The sequence below is a fragment of the Bartonella sp. M0192 genome (genome assembly GCF_016102305.1).
In the GTDB taxonomy this organism is placed as follows: domain Bacteria; phylum Pseudomonadota; class Alphaproteobacteria; order Rhizobiales; family Rhizobiaceae; genus Bartonella; species Bartonella apihabitans.
In genome coordinates, this window is the sequence record NZ_JACFOU010000001.1 from 380,428 (window position 1) to 397,763 (window position 17,336).

The following is a 17,336-nucleotide window of genomic DNA, read 5'->3' on the forward strand; positions in this document are numbered from 1 at the left end:
TTTATGCCAATTTCAAGCCAATATTCATTAAAAGCTAGGCATTTCGGTTGTTTTTGCACGTTAATTCGGTTGTTTTTGCACGTTAATTTGTATATGACGAAAAAAAGAGATAAGTTTATCCTGATCTCGAACAAACATCTGACGAGTTTTTTTGAATGACGCAAATCATCACGCCGGTTTTTGATTGGGTAATTTATTTCAGAACTGAATAATTGAAACTATTATAGGGAGAATCGACCATTCGCCGACCGTTTAAAACAACGCCAAACCCGAAAGATGGGCCGCGTTCCAATCAGGATATTCGCATTCCTCGTATACAGCTTATTGATCATGAGGGGCATAATCACGGAATAATACCGACACATGATGCTTTGGCTATGGCTGAAGAAGCGGGTCTTGATCTTGTCGAAATTGTTCCAAATGCCGAACCGCCTGTTTGCAAAATAATTGATCTTGGTAAGCTGAAATATCAGAATCAGAAAAAAGCATCCGAGGCTCGCAAAAAGCAGAAGACCGTGGAAATTAAAGAGATCAAGATGCGGCCAAATATTGATACCCATGATTACGGGGTCAAAATGAAGGCGATCAGCAAATTTCTTGAGGGCGGTGACAAGGTCAAAATAACCCTTCGATTCCGTGGTCGCGAGATGGCCCATCAGGAGTTGGGTATGCAGCTTCTAGAACGGGTAAAGATAGATACTTCATCTATCGCGAAAGTCGAGGCTGAACCAAAACTGGAAGGCCGACAGATGATGATGGTGGTCGCTCCAAAATAACACTTAAGATCATTTTAAAAAGCACCGTTATAAACGGTGCTTTTTTGTTAACTTCTGGTTGCAATCGCAAAACAATACATGAAATACTGGGCGCATCGTGTCACGTATTTAGTCTTGTAAGACTTAAAATACGGAAAGTTTGAATTTGTGCCGTTCGGTTAAGGCTTTTTTTTAAATTTAAAAAACCTTACCAGGCGGAAGAGTAAGGAATGTAAAATGTCGGGATGGCTCAGACGGAAACCCGTTCTTCAACAAAATGTTCAACGGGAAAGGAAACTCGTCCCTACATTGGGGTGGCCCCATCTTGTCGCTTTGGGTGTGGGTGGAATTGTCGGCACAGGCATTTATACACTGATTGGTATCGGAGCTGACAGGGCTGGACCGGCTGTACTTTTTGCATTTGTTATCGCCGGAATAGTTTGTGCTTGTGCTGCTTTTGCTTATGCGGAACTTGCGACTCTTATTCCGCTCGCGGGAGGCGCCTACACATATTCTTATGCGGCATTGGGCGAGCTTATAGCCTGGATCGTTGGTTGGAGTCTCATTCTCGAATATTCTCTGGTGGTCAGCACCGTTGCAGTCGGCTGGTCGGCTTATGCAACCGGATTTTTGCACGGCATCGGCATTCATCTGCCATTCTGGCTGACTGCCGGTTATAATGCGATTGATCCTGCCACGAGTGTTCACGGTCTTGTCAATCTTCCTGCAGTTTTCATCGTCTTTGTTATCGCTGCGATGTTGATGATCGGCACCAAAGCGAGCGCAACATTGAATCTTTTTCTGGTGGTTATCAAAATAACTGCGCTGGTTTTATTTATTATTGTTACACTTCCCCATTTTGATCTAGAAAATCTGCATCCATTCATGCCGAACGGATTTTCAAAAGTTATGTCTCCGGATGGTGTGGAGCGCGGTGTCATGGCAGCCGCGGCTATTATTTTCTTCGCTTTTTATGGTTTTGATACAATCGCGACGGCCGCCGAAGAAACCAAAGAGCCGCGGCGCGATCTTTCAATCGGTATTGTCGGTTCATTGATTGCCTGTATCATTATTTATGTTCTGGTTGGCCTCGGTGCTGTCGGCTCCTTGCATTACACGGAATTTGCTCATAGCGAGGAACCTCTTGCCCATATTTTGCGTAGTCTCGGTTCCAATCATATTGCAGGTCTCATCGGTATAGCAGCGGTCGTTGCTCTACCCACTGTTTTATTGGCCTTTTTTTACGGTCAAACCCGTATATTCTTTGTCATGGGGCGGGATGGAACCCTTCCTTCTTTTCTTTCCCACGTGAACGCAAAAACAGGTACACCTGTTGCGACAACACTTTTCACTGCCGTGATCATTGCTGCTATTGCCGGACTTTTCCGGCTTGATGAAATAGCAGCTCTCGCCAATGCAGGTACATTGGTTGCCTTTACTTCTGTTGGCATATGTCTCATTGTTTTACGCAAAACAGCACCCGACGTTCCAAGAAAATTCAAAACACCTCTGGTCTTTATTGTCGGACCGTTAAGTGCCATCGGTTGCATCTACCTGTTCTTCAGCCTGCCGTCAAAAACCCAATATTATTTTCTATTATGGAACCTTATTGGCATCGTATTCTATTTTTGTTACGGGTACCGCAAGAGCAAGCTGGCGGATCACATTACCGTGAGCAAGCAGTCTTGATGGCAAGTTATGATGAACAATCCCTACCTACAAAGCGTTGCAGGTATTATAATAATAATGTTGAAGTAGTTTGGTATGTTTTGCGAGTTTATGATACCGGAGGTTAGTTCAGTGTTTAAGTCGATGAAACTCATTTCCCTTATTATTGCTTTATGCTCGGCTCCAATGGGGGCTCGTGCAGCAGTTTACCAGAAAGTTCCCGGCACAGCAGTTTATATTAGTGTACCTGATAGTTTTACTTTAACGACCGATTTTAGCGGATTTATTGATAAAAAAACCGGTGCTGCGATTGTTGTGGCGACAATGCCTCCGGCCAGTGATCATATAAAACAGCTTTTCAGTGACGAGAGCAAGTTCAAGCCTGCTATGGCAGCCCAGCATTATGATATTGTTTCGCAGTCAGACAAAAAATCGCGCGATGGTTATGCATTGAAAATTTATCAGGGCAAACAGACGGCAGCCAATGGTATTTTTGACAAATGGTCGTCCATGTTATTTGCGCCCAATGCTTCCTATATCATTACTGTTCAGGCACCGGAGAAAGCAAAATTCTCCAATAATGATGCCATGACGATTTTTGGGTCGGTTTCACTTGCCAGTCATAATGATGAATCCGATCAGCTAAGTGCACTTCCTTTCACTTTTGGTGCTCAACCTCCGTTCGAGTTTGTCGGATCTATTATGAACAGCTCCGCAATGTTGACGATTCCGGCCTATATTAAGGAAGACGCCGAGCGTCCTGATATTATCGTGACCAAGGGGCTCGAAAATACCAAAGGGGCGCCACTTGATAAAGTCGTAGATAACTATCTCCAATCGATCAAAGGTACAGTGGATAATGTTGAAGATCGCAAAACATCAACGACAAAATTTGCCGGCCACTCGGGGCTGAAGCTTCAGGCAACCGCTCTTATGAAGGGTGATCCTGTTGATCTCGTTATTTACGCAGCCATTGGAAATGATGGGCGTCCTATTTTTATGCATGCCACCGGAGAAAAAGGTACATTGGCAGCATATAACACAGAAATTGAAAAAACAGCTGAAAGCATCAAATTACGCAATGACGTACAAAAATAGAAATGTCGAACAAAATAGATAAATAAAAATCTGTTCGGGTTTTCTGTCCATAAAACAATCGGAGCTGCTATAACATTCATCAAAAACAGTTCCGATGAATTTTTACCCGTTTTTCAAGATAGAGTGGAAATTCAAAGAGCTTATCGTGTCTTATGGGGCAAATAGGTGGTCACGATGTCATAGCCCTTTTGATAGCATGTCAAAGTAAACATGCGTTCGATCGCATGTAAGAAAGTTCCATCAAGCGCCAAGGGCTCTTGAGGATAGTCGTTCCACTGCAAGTCGAGATTGACAAACGGTTTGAGCACGTCTGCCTTGGCCCAGAACATCGTCCCTGTGGGAAATACTATATATTTTGGCAATGTTTCTATTTTCAGGCGTTTGGCGAGCTCAAGGCCTGCTTGATAATTACCTGCCCAACCGACCGCATATTTATCATCAGGGAAAATCAGCGCTGTTTTTTCATGCGTTTGCATATAATGCAAAATCACATCTGCCATCTTAATCGTTTTGCCATCGCCCAAAAGATTGGTCATAAGAAAGGTGTTCCAATTCGCAACCATCTTCCGGTCGGTTTCGTGAAGACTTTGTTTCGTGTGTATATGACCGATAATCTCATAGTGCTGAACAAGCTCTTTTCCGAATTCGGTGAACAATGGTCCAATATCCCGTCCGCGATTGGGAACCACTTCTATAACGGTTTTCCCTTCATATTTGTCGACAAGAAGTTGAACAGATAATTTATCGCTTTCGTTTTTAACACTAATAAACAGGTCGGGACGTATTTTATTTGCCCTCAATTTTTCAAGTATTGCCTCTAACATATGTGGGTAATAAGCGTGGATATGGAGCGCGATTTTCAATCCAATATCGGGCGAGGAAACAATGTCAGGAGAAGTCAGTACATTCCAGTTCCATTTTCCATCGGGTTTGTCAGATTTTAGGTAATGAACAAAAGGATCGACGCGTTCCTCGCCAAGATCGTGATTTTCGGCGTAAATGCCGGGGTGAAAACCGGCTCTCGGGCGTGCTGCACTTGCTCCGCTTTTATAGTTACGAATGTAATGGCGGGCGTAACGGAAGCGGTTGAACCTAGGTTTATTTTTTCCGCTCCAATAAGGAATATCAAATTCAGGGGAATGGCTTAAAAACCCAGCATCCTTGTTTTCCTGAATAAGTTGTTTTTGAGCTTTATAACCAATGTTAGTGATCCTGGAAATGTAGTTTTGCAACTCTTCGGCATTTTTGCTATCTGGAGGAACAAGATAATCGACACTGTCAGGAAAGGCCCACAAAGCGTTTGTAAGGGTTTTCATAAATGTTTCATAACGATCATAAATGACCCTTGTGGCATAAGCGATGACTCTGTTTAAAGTCTTTCCTTCAAGCGGATGATTTTCTCCAATAAGCAATAGGCTGGCAATATGTTTTTGCCATAGGTAATGCATCAGAAACCGGCCGACATTGGCGTTAATCAGGACAAAACGAATGGGGTGGGCAGATAGCAAAAACCAGGAAAAATAAAATTTGATAGGGTTTTGAAGTTCACGGGGACCGAAATAATAAACCCGCCAGCATTTTTCGATGTTTATTTCCGGAGAAGATCGATAACTTTCCGGTAGAAAAAGAATAATATTAAAATTATCTGTCAAATAGCCGAGATAATCGGAAAGGTGGAAATTCGGGTCATGTGAAGGGTCATAAATAATGGCAACAGAAGGGAGCCTTTTGTTAAAAGGCGCATAACCGACGTGTCTTTTTGCCTTTGCAACAAAGAAACCGAAAGTTTTCCAGAAAAAAGTGTTTAGTTTTCCTTTGTTTAAAAAGCCCATTCCATTATTTCCGATAGTTGAAAGAATTATTTACGAAAATTCGCCTTTCCATGGACGTTTGGCGGCTAATTCGAGCGCCTGTTTCCCGTCTGTACGCTTTTGGGATATCATATTTTCCTAAACGCCATATTATCAATGAGATAATAACATTTATACTGCATAATTGCTCTCAAATCGTATTACAAAGTAGACGGGCTTCTTGCATCCCCCCATTGAAGAGGGTAGGAACGGGAGTGATTGTTGGTGAGGTTGAGAGTTATCCTTCACTAAAAGCAGTGGTTTTTAAAGGTTAAGCTGTTTATGGCCAAAAAAAAGCAGATATCATCATTTGATAAAAAACTCATTATGCGTTTGCTACATGATAATTTTCGCAAACATGCATTCTGGTATATTTGTGCCATCATATCCATGCTGGTTATCTCGGCGACAACCGGTGCAAGCGCGTGGATTATGCGTGATGTGGTTAATCACATCATAGAAGCCAAGGACTTTAAAATCATTGCATTGGTTTCTGCAGCGGTTGCGGGAATTTTTATTCTGAAGGGTTTTTCCACTTTTGCCCAGACCTATTTTTTAAGTAAAGCAGGAAACAGTATTGTTGCAGAACAACAGCGCCGTATTTATTCACGATTGATGCAGCAGGGCGTTGCTTTTTATCAGAATAATTCTTCCTCCGATTTGCTTGTGCGTGTCACGCAAAATGCGAATGCCGCTCGCAGCATTATCGATACGATCGTAACCACATTTGTGCGTGATCTTTTTTCGGTTATCAGTCTTCTTGCGGTTATGCTTTATCAGAATTTTCTGCTGAGCATTGTTGCTCTGGCAGTCGGCCCTCTTGCTTTTATCGGCGTTCGTCAGGTTCTGAAACGCGTTCGGGGACTGATGGAAAAAGAACTTTCCTCTATTGCCGAAATTATTAAAGTTATGCAGGAAACCACAATCGGCATTCGCGTCATTAAGGCCTTTTCATTGGAAGAGTTGATGAAGCGGCGCATGGACAAGGCTATTACCGATGTGGAAATGCGCTCGAATGGTATAGCGATGCTTGAATCGGCAACTAATCCGATTATGGAAACGCTTGCCGGTGTTGCTATAGCCGTGGTTATTTGTTTTTCCGGTTACATGGCAACCCAAAGAGTTGGCGTTCAAGGCGAGCTGATGTCATTTATTGTCGCGCTTCTTCTGGCCTATGAACCAGCAAAACGAGTTGCCAATGTGCGTGTCAAAATTGAATCAGGCATGATCGGTGTTCGTATGATGTTCGAAATTCTTGATCATCCGCTCACCCTTATGGAAAAGGAAAATCCTGTTGATCTTGACCGCTCGAAGGGTGATGTCCGGCTTGAACATGTCGGCTTTTCCTATGTGAAGGACCACATGGTTCTGCATGATATCAATCTCGATATTCCGGCAGGAAAAATGACGGCCTTGGTCGGACCTTCCGGATCAGGTAAATCGACAATGATCAATCTGATCATGCGCCTTTACGATCCACAAGAAGGACGTATTCTTATTGATGGACAAGATATCCGTGATGTAAGCTTCAAATCGTTGCGCGAATTGATGTCTTATGTCGGGCAAGATACGTTCCTCTTTCAAGGCTCTGTCCGCTATAATATCGGGCTCGGGCGTGAAGGGGCAACCGAAGAAGAGATCGAACAGGTCGCCAAGCTTGCCAATGCGCATGACTTTATTATGGATTTGCCGAATGGCTACGATACCGATGTCGGTGATAATGGTGGCAATCTTTCGGGTGGTCAAAAACAACGTATTGCCATTGCACGCGCCATGTTGCGCAATAGCGAAATTCTGATTCTGGATGAAGCAACCAGTGCTCTTGATTCAGAATCCGAATCCCTGATCAAGGAAGCTTTGGCACGGTTGACAACCAACCGTACAACTATTGTTATTGCCCACAGGCTTTCGACAATTTCGCGTGCTGATAAAATTGTCGTTATGAAAAATGGCAAGATTGTCGAACAAGGAACCCAACATCAATTGTTGCAGATTGAAGGTGGCCTTTATAAGCATCTCCATGATTTACAATTCAAGGATCCTGATTTTGACGATATTGATCATGTAGAAACCTCGTCGAAAAATCAGAAAAAAATTGCCAAATAATTCGGGTTCTTTGTAATTCCGGTTCCACTTTGCATGGGCTTCTCTGGCAGACGCAAAATAATGCGATCACAGATTTGTCCGGTTCAATTGGCTTTCTTTCAAAAATACTCTAAATTGGTGGATGAGGAGGCAATTGCCCCCTCATCCATGCCATTTTATAGATGTTTTATATGTTTCTTACCAAAGGAAAACCATTATGAAAGCCGTCGGATATTTCGAGAATTTGCCAATCAATGACGATCGCTCCTTGCAGGATTTAACTGTTGATGTGCCAAAAATCGGTGATTATGACCTGTTGGTTGCCGTGAAGGCTGTTTCGGTCAATCCGATTGACGTGAAAACACGTCAAACCGGCAAAGCTTTTTCCGATGGGCCGAGAATTTTGGGCTTTGATGCTTCCGGCATCGTGCAAAAACTCGGTAAAAATGTTACCGGTTTTCACGAGGGAGATGAAGTTTTTTACGCCGGTGCTATCAACCGGCAAGGCTCAAACAGTGAATTTCAAGCGATAGATAGCCGTCTGGTAGCGCTAAAGCCGAAAAGTCTGGATTTCAAGACAGCCGCTGCTATGCCGCTTACCTCGCTCACCGCTTACGAAATGTTGTTTGATCGTATTGATATTTTGAAGCCGGTTCATGAAGGGAAAAATGCTCTATTGATGATCGCCGGGGCAGGCGGCGTCGGTTCGATTGCCATTCAATTGGCGCGCCACCTCTCCGATGTGGAAATCATTGCAACAGCATCGCGTCCGCAATCGCAGGAATGGGCCTTGAAAATGGGTGCTCATCACGTCATTGATCATACAAAAGATTTTGCCCCACAGCTTGAGAAGATCGGTTTTCCTCATCCGTCTTTCATTTTCTCGACAGCAAATTCTGATGGTTACTTGCCGCAATTTGTCGATATTATTGCACCCGAAGGGCGACTTGGTCTGATTGATGGACCGAAAACATTTGATATTAACCCGCTAAAGATGAAAAGCGTGTCGGTTCATTGGGAATCCATGTTTACCCGTTCTATGTTCGTAACAGACGATATAGCGCGCCAGGGAGAAATACTCTCTCATGTTGCGCGTTTAATCGACGAAAAGAAAATTTTGCCTACACTGTCAAAAGTTCTTTCACCAATCAATGCAGCCACTTTACGTGAAGCGCATCGTTTGATCGAAACGCAGCGGTCGGTTGGCAAGCTCGTTGTCGAGGGATTCTGATTCTATTCGGAAAAGCTCACAGAATATTTCGGGCTTCAATGGCATTAATGATTGTTATTGAAGCCTGTTATTTCTGTTTTATCGGATAAAATAAGAATGATGATGGAAACGTTTTACAAGAAGTGGTTATTCCGGCAAAAGCGGTTATTCCAGAAAAGTAGAGCCTTTGATGAAGTTTCAGAAAATCCTGCATTATAGCCGGCGATAACCGGTTGGTGTTGAATGGTTCTTTGCAATACGTTCGATAGCGTGATCAAGATTTTCTTTTCTCACATCCATTGACGCACCATTGGCATGAATAAGTGTTCCGGAATCAACCATAATGGCTACATGCCCTTTCCAGAAGACGAGATCACCGCGTTGGAGACCATTTTCAGGTGCAATATCTTTCCCGATTGTCGCTTGCTGCATATCGGTATCGCGCAAAACTGTACGCCCCGTCATCATCAGTGCAAGTTGAACAAGGCCCGAGCAATCAATTCCCAAACCACTTTTGCCACCCCAAAGATAGGGCGTGTGAATGAAAGACTCGGCTATCGTCACATAATCATCTTCCACCGTGCTGACAGGCGTAATATGGTTGAAAACAACAAAGCTTCCATTATCAAGCCTCGCATAATGTGTGTCGCGTGTTTCGGCCTCTGAAACCACGCTGATGCGACTTCCCATGGATAAAGGGCTTATCATGGGGCTGCGCAAGTCCGCGTCACGATATTGAAAGGTGCGCGGCACGTTCACCCGATGGGTGGGGTGATTACCAATAGAACCGATTTTTGACTGCTCGATGTAACCGACATAGCCATCTTGTTGGGCTTGAACCCAGCAAAACCCGTTTTTTTCTTCAAAGACTTTTACATCTTCGCCGAAGAGACATTCGCTTTGCCGTTCAGAGAGCGTGTCCGGAATTTTGTAAAGAGCAGCAACAGGCGCTACAATGCGCTTCAAAGAGCCGCGCACAAATCGGGACGCTTCTACCTGCCCACGCAAAGCTTCGTCTGCAAGATCAGGGCGATAGGCATGAAGACGGGGATCAAGTTTATCCATCAAAGGCCTTTCAGAATTGTATAAAGAGCGCGAATCCCTTGCGCTTCACCACCAACCGGGAAGGCCGGTTTCTCGGTCGGTGTCCAGCCATAAATATCAAAATGCGCCCAGTTTACCGCCTGATCGACGAATTTTTGTAAAAACAAGGCAGCCGTAATAGAGCCGGCAAATCCGTCTGTCGTTACATTATTGAGATCGGCGATGCGGGAGGAAAGTTTTTTCTGGTAAGGTTTCCAAAGTGGCAATTGCCATAACGGATCCTGAATTTCCAGCGATATACGGGAGATTATTTGGCCCAATTCATTGTTGTTACAATAAAAGGGCGGAACATCCGGTCCCAATGCGACACGTGCTGCACCGGTCAAGGTCGCCATGTCGAAAAGATAGTCCGGTTTTTCCTCGTCACCATAGGCAAGTGCATCAGCCAGAATAAGCCGCCCTTCAGCATCGGTATTGCCGATTTCGACAGTCAATCCTTTTCTGCTTTTTAAAACATCTCCGGGGCGAAAAGCATTTCCCGAAATCGAGTTTTCGACTGCAGGAACAATAAGTCGCAACCGGATCGGAAGTTTTGCATCCATGATGAGTTTGGCAAGCCCCATAACATTGGCAGCTCCCCCCATATCTTTTTTCATCAGCAACATGCCGTTTGCGGATTTTATATCAAGCCCGCCGCTATCGAAAGCAACGCCTTTTCCCACCAATGTCACTTTAGGGTGGTTCACGTCTCCCCAACGAAGATCAATAACGCGCGGGGCTACCGAGCCGGCGCGGCCGACTGCATGAACCATCGGAAAATTCTGTTTGAGAAGATCATCACCCCAGATACTGGTAACAGTCGCGCTGTAAGTTCTTCCCAATTCACGTATAGCCTCCTCGATTGTGTCGGGCTGCATGTCATTGGTCGGCGTATTGATGAGATCGCGAACGAAAAATGTTGTTTCAATAAGACGTTTCAGTTCAGTTTTATCAATATCGGCAGGAAGGGTAATTCTGATTTTCTTGTTTCCGGTTATTTCAAGATAACGCGCGAATTTATAGCTTCCCAGAGCAAGTCCCAAAAAGAGGTTGAGGGCATTTTCCGGTAAATGTTCAAAATGCCAGTCACCTTCGGGCAATTGTTTAAACAGATTTCCGATAGCAAAAACATCATTCCCGTCGCCGAAGCCCAAATAGACTTTGGAAACCGTTCCGTCATTATCAGGAACGATCAATATGTCACCGCATTTTCCAGTGAAGTGGTTGGCTTTTGCCCACGTGGCTGCAACAGTGTCTTCGGAAAAAAAAGATTGATCATTTTCGCCGACCAGAATGATCGGGTGGCTTTGCCCCGATCGTTCGGTCATAAATTCAATCGGACAAGGCGTTATCGGGGCCAAAATTCGTGACATATTTCACCTATAATTTTCTAAGTGCGACATATTCCACCAGATGATCGCTGCCCTTTCGCAAAATGAGATCGGCGCGTGGTCTTGTTGGCAAAATATTTTCTTCAAGATTTTTCAAATTGATTGTGTTCCACAGATTTTCCGCGACATCCATAGCTTCTTTTTCTGTCATTTTTGAATAACGATGAAAATACGAATCGGGATTCTGGAATGCTGTGAGGCGGAAACGGCGGAACCGCTCCATATACCAATGATAGATAATTTCGGTTTTTGCATCGATATAGATAGAAAAATCGAAAAAGTCGGAAACGAATGGCACGGCTTTTCCATCACGCGGTAAATCCCTGACCTGAAGCACGTTGATACCCTCAACAATCAGAATATCCGGCCGGTCGACAACAATTTGCTCATTTGGCAAAACATCATAGGCCTGATGGGAATAAAGGGGTGCTACAACATCGCCCATACCTGCCTTGATAGCAGAAAGGAAACGTAAAAGTTTGCCGACATCATAAGAATCGGGAAAGCCTTTTCTATCCATTCTGTTTTCAGCTTTCAGGACAGCATTGGGATAGAGAAAACCGTCTGTTGTTATCAGGTCCACCTTGGGGCTGGAGGGCCAGCGTTTAAGGAGTTCTTGCAAAATGCGGGCGGTGGTTGATTTGCCAACGGCAACCGAACCCGCAATTCCGATAATGAACGGTGTTTTTGCGGTGTTTTGCGTGCGCAAGAAACGTTTGCGTTTTTGAAAAAGCATCTGGATTGCTTCGACATGGGTCGAAAGCAGACGGGATAGAGAAAGATAAATGCGTTGCACTTCGTGAAGATCAATCGGATCACCAATAGAGCGTAACCGTTTGACCTCGTCGAAGGTCAGGGTCAATGGAGTATCCGCACGAAAGACAGACCATTCATAGGCCGTGAAAATGCTATAGGGCGAATAACGGCCGAAAACAAAATCACCGAGATCGGCGGTCTGATTGGTGGGCTTTAGCGCGTCAACCATTCTTGCGGGATGCCTTTTCCTCTAGTCCTGATTGAGCGGTGCGTCTTGCCAATTCTTTAACCACGTCATCAAGCTTTATTCCGCGAATATGCCACATAACCAGCAAATGATAGATGAGATCGGCACTCTCGCTGATGAAATGTTTGTCGTCTTCATTAAGTGCAGCGATAACAGTTTCAACAGCTTCCTCCCCCATTTTTTTGGCCGCACGCCCCATTCCCTTTTGTACGAGGCTTGCCGTATAGGAACTGCCATCGTCAACCATTGCACGTTTTGCAATAATATCTTCAAGGCTATGCAAGCTAAAATCAGTCATTCACCTTCTCCAAATTCATCCATGCGTACCGGAATGCCGGCTTTTGCCATATAGTGTTTTGCTTCACCAATGCTATAGGTTCCGAAATGGAAAATCGACGCGGCAAGCACGGCTGTTGCATGTCCGTCACGGATACCGGCCACAAGATGGTCGAGTGTTCCGACCCCGCCCGAAGCAATCACGGGAACGTCCACCGCGTCGGCAAGGGTGCGGGTCAAAGCAATGTCATAGCCTTCTTTTGTCCCGTCACGATCCATAGAGGTGAGCAGAATTTCACCGGCACCTTTTTTTTCAACAAGACGGGCAAATTCGATTGCATCAATGCCGGTCGGGTTTCTGCCACCGTGGGTAAAAATTTCCCAATGCCGGTTTTTACCATCGCCTGCCACCTCTTTGGCATCAATGGCAACCACAATACATTGGTTGCCGAATTTATCGGCAGCTTCAGCTACAAAATCGGGGTTTTTGACAGCGGCGGTGTTTATCGACACCTTGTCGGCACCGGCAAGCAGAAGTTTGCGAATGTCGTTTACAGTGCGCACACCTCCGCCAACAGTGACAGGCATGAAACATTGGTCGGCTGTGCGGGCAACAACATCGAATAATGTTTCGCGATTGTCGCTACTTGCGGTAATATCGAGAAAACACAATTCATCGGCGCCGGCGCTATCATAGGCTTTTGCGGCTTCAACCGGATCACCCGCATCAATAAGATCAACAAAGTTGACCCCTTTGACCACACGGCCGTCTTTGACATCAAGACAAGGAATAATACGCGCTTTGAGTGTCATGATTGCCCGCTCTTTCCGGCTTTTTTATTTGCCTCGTCAATCAATGCCAATGCTTCTTTTGCATCAATATGCCCGTCATAAAGAGCGCGTCCCGAAATTGCACCGTTCAATATGGCAGCATCGGGCGAACAAAGCCGTTTGATATCCTCCATTGAAGCAAGACCACCGGAAGCAATAACCGGTATTGAAACAGAGCGGGCAAGATCAAGGGTCGAATTCCAGTTAATACCGGTGAGGATTCCATCGCGATCAATATCGGTATAGATAATGGCGGCAACGCCCGCACCTTCAAAACGCTTTGCCAGTTCAAGGGCGGAAAGTTCGGACTCTTCAGCCCATCCTTCAACGGCAACTTTGCCACCGCGAGCATCAATACCGACGGCAATCTTTCCCGGAAAAAGTTTGCAAGCTTCACGAACCAGTTGCGGATTTCTAACGGCAACAGTGCCGAGAATTACGCGGGCGAGACCCTTTTTCAGCCAGTTTTCGATATGGGCAAGGGTTCTGATACCGCCGCCAAGCTGGACGGGATTGGTTGTTGCGCGCAATATTGCATCAACGGCCGAACCATTGACTGTAACACCTTCAAATGCGCCATTGAGATCAACAACGTGAAGCCATTTGAAACCTTCCGACTGGAAGTGGTGGGCTTGTGCGGCAGGATCGGCACTATAAACTGTTGCCTTATTCATATCGCCGAGTTTTAAACGAACGCAAAACCCGTCTTTGAGATCGATTGCAGGGTAAAGAATCATGGTTTCCATTCCAGAAAATTGGCAATGAGTTGAAGGCCGAGACGCTGGCTTTTTTCCGGATGAAACTGCGTCCCGAACATATTGTCGCGGATAACTGCTGCTGTGACCGGCCCGCCATAATCGGTGACTGCCAATAATTCATCAGGATTTTGGCAATCAAGTTGGTAGGAATGGACAAAATAGGCATGAAGCCCCTGTTCACCGGTGAGGATGCCGGAAAATAGCGGATGGCTCCGTTTCAATTCGAGCGTGTTCCAGCCGATCTGGGGCACTTTCAAAGCAGCGTCTTGAGGCTTTATCAAAGTGACATCACCCTTAATCCAGTTAAGTCCGTTGGTGACTGTTTTTTCCATTCCACGGGACGCCATGAGCTGCATGCCAACGCAAATCCCCATAAAGGGATAGCCGCCTTTGAGCACCCTTTCATTCAAAGCTTCAACCATTCCCTGAACGGCATCAAGTCCCGCCCGACAATCGGCATAGGCACCGACGCCTGGCAAAACCACGCGGTCGGCTTTCATAACATCTTCTGCCCGATTGGTGAGGACAATATTTGCATTTATGCCATGGTCATGGCTTGCGCGCTCGAAAGCTTTTGTGGCCGAGCGTAAATTGCCGGAGCCGTAGTCGATAATTGCGACTTGCATTTTATCAGCCTTTCAAAGTGCCTTTGGTCGAGGGCACAGCGTTTTTCTGGCGCGGGTCTTCCTCAATTGCAGCACGTAAAACGCGGGCTACCGATTTGAATGCGGTCTCGGCAATATGGTGACTATTCAAACCGTAATGATTGACGATATGAAGCGTAATTCCGGCGTGCTGGGAAAAGGCTTGAAAAAACTCTCTGACCAATTCGGTATCGAAAGAGCCGATTTTTTGTGTCGGAAATTCAACCTTGAAAATAAGAAACGGGCGCCCCGATACATCAATGGCCGCTCTCGTGCAGGTTTCATCCATAGCAAGATCAAGCGAAGCATAACGGCGAATGCCGCGCCGCTCGCCCAAAGCCTGTTTGATAGCTTCACCCAACGCAATTCCGCAGTCTTCAACCGTGTGATGATCGTCAATATAGGTGTCACCGACAGCCTTGATTTTCATATCAATCAATGAATGGCGGGAAAGTTGTTCCAACATATGATTGAAAAATCCTACACCGGTATCAATCTCGAATGTTCCTGTTCCGTCTAGGTTGACCGAAACCGAAATATCTGTCTCGTTGGTTTTGCGTTTTATCGTTGCTGAGCGCGTCATTTTGTTCCCGTTCCAAGAAGCTTGAAAGAAGCTCCACTTGTTGTCATTTTCAAAGCCTGACGATGAGCACAAGGCTTAACGAAGCAGTGTTATTTATAAGCTTTGCCAGCGTCACTTTTGAAGTAAAATATGTTAAATCATTCGTGCAAAATATCCAATTGCTTTCACGTCTTTTTCATCAATCAATCGGTTTTGTGACTTTAAACAGTTTTGACTATCTCGCCGATTTGCCAGTGACCCCATTCTTTTTCAATTGCCTCTTTATCATAACCGGCTGAAAGGAGAGCCCATAATAACAGCCGCGCTTTTAAGGGCGAAAGCCACCCGCCCATCAGCACGCCGTTTTTCATCAGATCAATTTCCGAACCTTTATAGCCATAGGTTCTCTCACTCGTTGGCCCGCTATAGGCCCGTGTTGCCACAATAACCGGCAGAGTGCCCGCATAATTTTTAATAATATCGGCTTCCTCGAAACTGACATGGCCTGAGCCGAAACCGGCAATCACAACGCCCTGATAAATGCCGCTTGAAAATAAGAGTTCAAGATGATCTCCTCCTGAAGAAAGGCAGGCTTCGACAAGCGCAACTTTTTTATCAAGCGTTTTCGGCCGGCTTAGCGGTTTTGGTCGTTTATCGATAGAGTGGAAGAAAACCGGTTTTTCCTCGACAATCACACCAAGCGGGCCGACTAAACCTGATTTGAAAGTTTCAACTTTGAGCGAATGACTTTTTCTTACAAAATAGGGGGAATGGATTTCGTCATTCATCACCACCAAAGCGCCGCGGCCAATGCTTTGTTCATCTATTGCCACGAGCAAAGAGGATAAAAGATTGGCTGGCCCGTCAGCACCGGCTGCCATTGGTGCGCGCATAGCACCGGTAATAACAAGCGGCTGTGGTTTTTGCCAATAAAGTGAAAGGAGAAATGCTGATTCTTCAAGCGTGTCGGTTCCTTGCGTCAGAATGACAGCTTTTGCACCTTCATCAATCTGGTTATTTGCCCAATCAAGAGCTTCAAACAACACTTTGAAGGAAAGCGAACCGCTTGGAAGTTTTGCCAATGTTTCGGCATGTATTGTAGCAAGTTCGGAAATACCGGGAACTGATTTTGCGAGCTGGTCGGCCGAAAGTTCAGGCTCCACTCCGCCGGACTTTCCGGCAACCATGGCAATTGTGCCACCCAATGCACCAATAGCAACTGTCGGCAATGGCATTTTCTGTTTTCCTTTGAGAGTTCGAATTTGCCAAGCATTAGCAGCATTTGATCAAGTCAACAATGCGCTTTGATAACAAGTTATAATCGAGCGGTTCTGTTCAAAAATGAATGTTTTTTTAAAAATCGGGACGGTTTTTAAAATGTCTTGGTCAATATGGTTGAGTTTTAATGTGCGAATTCCTAAATATGCACTCTGTATAGCCGCTTTTCATTGCTTTTAACGAGGATGGAGCGTGTGGATAAAAGGAGTTTACTTGTGACAGAACATAAGCCCGATACAATGTATGGCACGACCATCATTACAGTTCGTAAAGGCAATAAGGTTGTCATTGCCGGCGATGGACAGGTGACATTGGGGCAGACAATCATGAAGGGTAATGCAAGAAAAGTACGCCGCATTGGCAAGAACGGATCGGTTATTGCCGGTTTTGCCGGTGCAACAGCCGACGCATTTACCTTGCTTGAACGGCTTGAAACCAAGCTCGAGCAATATCCTGACCAATTGATGCGTGCCTGTGTTGAACTTGCCAAGGATTGGCGCACCGATCGTTATTTGCGTAAATTGGAAGCGATGATGCTGGTGGCCGATAAAAATGTAACATTGGCTTTGACAGGGCTCGGCGATGTGCTTGAACCTGAAGATGGCATTATGGCAATCGGTTCGGGCGGCAACTTTGCTCTTTCGGCAGCGCGTGCACTGATCGACACCGATATGGATGCCGAAACAATTGCCCGCAAAGCCATGAAGATTGCTTCCGATATTTGCGTTTACACCAATAGCAACTTTATTGTTGAAACGCTTGATGCCGAATAATGATTGAATGTTTCCATGTCGCTTCCTGTCGAAAGAGCATTAAACCTGACAGGAAGTGCGAAAGAGAGAGC

At 45.3% G+C, this 17,336-nt stretch carries 16 protein-coding genes; 6 read left to right on the top strand and 10 right to left on the bottom strand.

Translation table 11 applies throughout. From position 1 onward, the window contains the following. Positions 1–239: 239 nt before the first annotated feature. The 3 genes from infC (at position 240) to H3S82_RS01760 (ending at position 3,521) form a co-directional block, all read left to right on the top strand. Entirely contained in the window at positions 240–776 is a 537-nt protein-coding gene (gene infC / locus H3S82_RS01750) for a translation initiation factor IF-3 (protein WP_198232524.1), read from the top strand. Between the two features lie 216 nt (positions 777–992). Continuing rightward, entirely contained in the window at positions 993–2,444 is a 1,452-nt protein-coding gene (locus H3S82_RS01755) for an amino acid permease (protein WP_198232459.1), read from the top strand. A gap of 111 nt (positions 2,445–2,555) precedes the next feature. Then, positions 2,556–3,521 carry a hypothetical protein gene (locus tag H3S82_RS01760; protein ID WP_198232461.1) on the top strand — a complete coding sequence of 322 codons (966 nt, stop codon included), beginning with the start codon at positions 2,556–2,558 and terminating at the stop codon, positions 3,519–3,521. A 140-nt stretch (positions 3,522–3,661) separates the two neighbouring features. Here the strand turns inward: H3S82_RS01760 and H3S82_RS01765 are convergent, their stop codons facing one another. After that, positions 3,662–5,353, bottom strand: coding sequence for a rhamnan synthesis F family protein (locus tag H3S82_RS01765; protein ID WP_198225496.1), 1,692 nt, complete (start codon positions 5,351–5,353; stop codon positions 3,662–3,664). Positions 5,354–5,653: 300 nt separating this feature from the next. Here H3S82_RS01765 and H3S82_RS01770 point away from each other — a divergent pair, with 300 nt between their 5' ends. Both H3S82_RS01770 and H3S82_RS01775 read left to right on the top strand, forming a co-directional pair. After that, positions 5,654–7,477, top strand: coding sequence for an ABC transporter ATP-binding protein (locus H3S82_RS01770; protein ID WP_198232463.1), 1,824 nt, complete (start codon positions 5,654–5,656; stop codon positions 7,475–7,477). Positions 7,478–7,673: 196 nt separating this feature from the next. Then, positions 7,674–8,687: a zinc-binding alcohol dehydrogenase family protein gene (locus H3S82_RS01775; RefSeq protein WP_198232465.1), complete on the top strand. Its 1,014-nt coding sequence runs from the start codon at positions 7,674–7,676 to the stop codon at positions 8,685–8,687. 192 nt (positions 8,688–8,879) lie between these two features. Here the strand turns inward: H3S82_RS01775 and H3S82_RS01780 are convergent, their stop codons facing one another. The 9 genes from H3S82_RS01780 to H3S82_RS01820 form a co-directional block, all read right to left on the bottom strand. Then, entirely contained in the window at positions 8,880–9,731 is an 852-nt protein-coding gene (locus H3S82_RS01780; RefSeq protein ID WP_198232467.1) for an NlpC/P60 family protein, read from the bottom strand. Continuing rightward, the gene (locus H3S82_RS01785; protein WP_246785224.1) at positions 9,731–11,122 is read right to left on the bottom strand and encodes a M17 family metallopeptidase; all 1,392 of its coding nucleotides are present in this window, start codon (positions 11,120–11,122) and stop codon (positions 9,731–9,733) included. The genes H3S82_RS01780 and H3S82_RS01785 overlap by 1 nt, the downstream gene beginning before the upstream one ends. 7 nt (positions 11,123–11,129) lie before the next feature. Continuing rightward, positions 11,130–12,125, bottom strand: a complete 996-nt coding sequence (gene coaA, locus H3S82_RS01790) for a type I pantothenate kinase (RefSeq protein ID WP_077969781.1) — start codon at positions 12,123–12,125, stop codon at positions 11,130–11,132. Next, the gene (locus H3S82_RS01795) at positions 12,118–12,441 is read right to left on the bottom strand and encodes a phosphoribosyl-ATP diphosphatase (RefSeq protein ID WP_077969783.1); all 324 of its coding nucleotides are present in this window, start codon (positions 12,439–12,441) and stop codon (positions 12,118–12,120) included. Before H3S82_RS01795 ends, coaA begins: the two co-directional genes overlap by 8 nt. Beyond that, positions 12,438–13,232, bottom strand: a complete 795-nt coding sequence (gene hisF, locus H3S82_RS01800; RefSeq protein ID WP_077969785.1) for an imidazole glycerol phosphate synthase subunit HisF — start codon at positions 13,230–13,232, stop codon at positions 12,438–12,440. Before hisF ends, H3S82_RS01795 begins: the two co-directional genes overlap by 4 nt. Then, positions 13,229–13,987 (bottom strand): 1-(5-phosphoribosyl)-5-[(5-phosphoribosylamino)methylideneamino]imidazole-4-carboxamide isomerase, encoded by a 759-nt coding sequence (gene hisA, locus H3S82_RS01805; protein WP_078040281.1) that lies wholly within the window; start codon positions 13,985–13,987, stop codon positions 13,229–13,231. Before hisA ends, hisF begins: the two co-directional genes overlap by 4 nt. Next, positions 13,984–14,634 (bottom strand): imidazole glycerol phosphate synthase subunit HisH, encoded by a 651-nt coding sequence (gene hisH / locus H3S82_RS01810; RefSeq protein WP_198232469.1) that lies wholly within the window; start codon positions 14,632–14,634, stop codon positions 13,984–13,986. The genes hisA and hisH overlap by 4 nt, the downstream gene beginning before the upstream one ends. Before the next feature lie 4 nt (positions 14,635–14,638). After that, complete coding sequence (gene hisB, locus H3S82_RS01815; RefSeq protein WP_077969792.1) at positions 14,639–15,235, bottom strand: imidazoleglycerol-phosphate dehydratase HisB; 597 nt, start codon at positions 15,233–15,235, stop codon at positions 14,639–14,641. Between the two features lie 200 nt (positions 15,236–15,435). Next, positions 15,436–16,443: an asparaginase gene (locus tag H3S82_RS01820; RefSeq protein ID WP_198237150.1), complete on the bottom strand. Its 1,008-nt coding sequence runs from the start codon at positions 16,441–16,443 to the stop codon at positions 15,436–15,438. Positions 16,444–16,707: 264 nt separating this feature from the next. On the opposite strand from H3S82_RS01820, the gene hslV reads away from it, so the two are divergent. Further along, positions 16,708–17,265 carry an ATP-dependent protease subunit HslV gene (gene hslV / locus H3S82_RS01825; protein ID WP_075869579.1) on the top strand — a complete coding sequence of 186 codons (558 nt, stop codon included), beginning with the start codon at positions 16,708–16,710 and terminating at the stop codon, positions 17,263–17,265. Positions 17,266–17,336: the final 71 nt, after the last annotated feature.